The following is a 2339-nucleotide window of genomic DNA, read 5'->3' on the forward strand; positions in this document are numbered from 1 at the left end:
TAACAGACATAGTTGATGAACCGCTTTTGTATGTACCTATTAAATTTGTTGTTCTTACTTTTGAACAAGCTGTTGAGAATAAAGCTAAAGCTGTTAAAACTAAAGCTATTTGTAAAATTTTTTTCATTTGTTTTACTCCTATTGTTTTTTTATTAATAAAAAGTTATATCTCGAGCTATAACCAATTATTTGATAAATTAATTTTCTTGAATGCAATACAAAAAGATATACTGCTTTATATGATAAATATCTATTTATAAAAAATAAAGAACTAACAAATAAATTATTGTTAGTTACTGTAGACTGTAGACTGTAGACTGTAGACTGTAGACTGTAGACTGTAGACTGTAGACTGTAGACTGTCTTTAATATAAGAAATTGTTTTTAATATCATTAAACAAATTATACATCATACGACTAAAATGTCAATTAAATTTATATATAAATAATTAAAATATAGAATATTATTGGTAACTATATAATACGTTCTATTCTATATAAGAATTTCTAAAATCATATACAGAAAATATATCATATTTTACACCATGCAGTTTTTTACTTTGCATAACAGTAGCCTTATCATAGTATATTGGTATTATAGCCATATCCTCTTCTATAAGTATGCGTTCTGCATCATATGCTGCTTTTATTCTTATATCTTCGTTAGCATTAGTCATAGCAATATCAACCAAATAATCATAAACTTCATTAGTATATCCGCCGTCATTGCCAAGTCCGTCAAGCTGAAAAAGTCTTAAATAACCAGACGCCTGATTATATGCCACACTAGTTCCCGCCTTAATCATTTGAAAACTTCCGTCTTTTATTGACTGCAAATATGATGTGGGCTCTTCATATCTTAATTTTAAATCTATACCTAAATTATTTTTATACATACTTTGAATAGCCTCTGCTACAAAAAGCGATGACGGATTAGTAGTTGTTATTAATTCTATAATAGGAAATTTTTTTATATCACTATATCCAGCATCTGCAAGAAGTTTTTTAGCCTCTTCAATATTTTTCTGATAATCACTTTCTTTTAGAGAAATATATTCTGGTGCATTCTCTCTGAAATCATTAGTACCTATTTTTACATTTATAGGAACAAATCCGTCAGCAGCAACTCTTCCCCCGCCTAAAACATTATTGACTATATAGTTCCTGTCTATTCCAAGTGCCAATGCCTTTCTAACCAAAGGATTGTTAAATGGTTTTCTTTTCAAGTTTACCATATAATAGGCAATAGATGTTATGTCAACTTCTCTTCCTATGCCCTGCTCTATCAAAGAAGCTCTCTCATTCTCTGGTGCTTCCGGATAAAATAGTATACTATCTGCATAAATTGCCGAAACTGCAGTATTAACATCTTCTAAAAATTCAAAAGTTATTTTTTCAGCCTTAACATTATCTTTATCCCAATAATAAGGATTTTTCTCCATAACTATTTTTACAGCCTCTTCATATTCAGTCATTATATAAGGTCCATTTCCAATATAATGATCTTTACTCAAAGCCCAATCTTCGCCGTAAGTTTCTATAATATCACTTCTCACAGGCGAAGCAATATCGCTTGCCATAGCCTCTTCAAAATATGGAAGCGGTATATCAAGTTCTATCTTCAAAGTATAATCATCTAATGCATATACTCCGAGCTCTTCTAAACTCTTTTCTCCTTTCATTATACTCTGAGCATTTTTTATTATATCAAAACCTAAAGAAAATGGAGAAGCTACTTTTGGATCTATTAATCTTCTTAATGTATAAACAAAATCATTTGCAGTAACTTCTTTACCGTCTGACCATTTTGCATTATCTCTTAAATGAAATATATAAACTGTATTATTGCTCATAGCCTCCCAGCTTTCAGCGAGTGCAGGAATTATAGTACCATCTTCATCTCTTTGAGTTAATGTTTCAAAAGCATGTGTTATGTAAACTGCTGTATTTATACCTTTAGCAAATGCTGGGTCTAAACTGCTTGGCATTCCTCCTACAGAAACTACTATACCGTCATTAGATGATTTATTAGCAGAACATGACAATAAAAATATATTTGCAATAAAAATTATTATAAAAATATTCTTCTTCATAAATATTTATTCTCTTCTTCATTATTGATATATATTTAATGATAAGTCAATATATAATTATGTCAACTATATTATGTTAATAAATAAGATGGCAGTATATATAATTAAAAATAAAATAATGAATTTTAATAGATTAAAAATTTTACTTTAGACTTGTTTCAAAACTACTTGACAACATTAAATATAAAATTATTTAATGTTTAAAATTATAAATATGATGTTTTACATGTTGTATAAACTATCATT

1 protein-coding gene is annotated in these 2339 nt (G+C 28.2%); it reads right to left on the reverse strand.

Annotation, left to right across the window (positions count from 1 at the left end):
• Positions 1-488 precede the first annotated feature (488 nt).
• Positions 489-2093, reverse strand: a complete 1605-nt coding sequence (locus tag Q1X91_RS15465; RefSeq protein WP_300759487.1) for a peptide ABC transporter substrate-binding protein — start codon at positions 2091-2093, stop codon at positions 489-491.
• Between the last annotated feature and the right edge of the window lie 246 nt (positions 2094-2339).

The organism is uncultured Brachyspira sp. (assembly GCF_949287625.1).
Taxonomy (GTDB): domain Bacteria; phylum Spirochaetota; class Brachyspiria; order Brachyspirales; family Brachyspiraceae; genus Brachyspira.